The sequence below is a fragment of the Psychrobacter sp. 1U2 genome, assembly GCF_051847575.1.
In genome coordinates this window covers 1-1,493 of the sequence record NZ_JBPYDC010000182.1, presented here as the reverse complement: position 1 = coordinate 1,493, position 1,493 = coordinate 1, and the positions used below count along the sequence as shown (strand labels likewise).

Annotated in this window: 1 protein-coding gene; it reads right to left on the bottom strand. The window is 36.1% G+C overall.

The genetic code is table 11. The annotated features are described in order from the left end of the window. Positions 1 to 876: acyltransferase family protein (locus tag ACS8FD_RS14290; RefSeq protein ID WP_439276348.1), on the bottom strand; the 876-nt coding region annotated here is incomplete at its 3' end. Between the last annotated feature and the right edge of the window lie 617 nt (positions 877 to 1,493).

Here is a 1,493-nt window from a genome sequence, read left to right as displayed (position 1 = left end):
CCCTAAGAATACTAGGAATTTATTGGACAATAGCTTGTTTACAACGCCCTGACCACCGACACCTGACATAATAATAAAAACTGCACCAAGTACAGGAATTAAAGATATAGGACCTGAAAAATTTGCGCCTCTAGGTATAAAGATTGCACCGCCAATAATCAAAGCAATACCTAAGATGCCTAAAATCTGTCTATATTTTATTTTTTTGGCATTGGATATTAAAAGAAACGAGAGTGAACCGAAGAAAAACTCCCAAATTCTAGACAATGGATTGAAGTAACTCATTGCTGGATCGTCTTTGACCAGCATAGTAGCGTAGGCAAAGGATGCCAGTATAATAACAATTATTCCCAAAAAAAGAGGCGTAGATGTTTGTCTTTTCTTCGCAAAATAAGCAAGAGGAATCAAAACCAGTGGAAAGACCACATAAAACTGCATTTGAATAGACAGCGCCCAAAACTGCTGAACCGGGCTTGGCGGTCTACCAGTAGATAGATAATCGACAGAAAGCCTAATTAACTGGATATTTTCAAGATGCAAGGCACTGGCGATGATCTCATGTAACACGGTATATATAAGAACTGGCGATGAGATAAAGTAGCTGGCAATAAGTGTCGCTGCAAGTACAATATATGCTGATGGCGCGACTCTTTTTATAACGCCGCCCCAAAAAGGAAACGGACTTACCGTACCATTTAAAAAATAGCCTTTTAATACTATTGAAGCCATTAAGAATCCGGAAACGACGAAAAATACATCAACCCCACCTGATACCTTATTAAACCAGATATGGAACACCATGATGATAATAGCCCCTATGGCCCTCAGTCCTTGAATGTCGTTTCGATACTCATGGTGGGTATACTTTTCAAACACGGGTTCCTCTCTATATTCAGATAAGCGATTATAGACAATAGCACAGAAATACTAAAAGGGAAGAGGTAACATAAAATAGTCTAGATATACGGTACTATAACGTTGATATATGGTTCTGTAATAGGGTAATAATAATCTCCATAGCTGGTTTTATCGTTGAAGAAGTGACTTTAAAGTCGCTTTATTGATGAGTTGAAATGATAAATTATAGATAGTAATTATCAATAAGAGTCAATAGCCACAAGGCGTGCACAGAATTAAGAACAAACCTTTGATTTATAAGGACTTTATCCACAATTGTGTTATAAGAGTAGCTTTAGAAAGATAGAAGAGTATCTTTTGGCAGTTAATGCTATTGACCTGGACTGTTGAAACTGCATTTACATCAACAATCAGAATTCATCCAATTTAGATAAAAGATGAACTTATAACGAGTAATTTGGAGAAAAATACAGAGAGATGACAAGCGCTTTACTCTTAATCGATATTTATTGGGCAACCATATTACTATATCGACCAATCTTGCATCTATTATAAATAGCAAAGCGCTATGCTAAATGTTGTGTCTTTTTTATAAATAAGAAATTTATATCAAGGAGTTATCGGATTTTACAGCC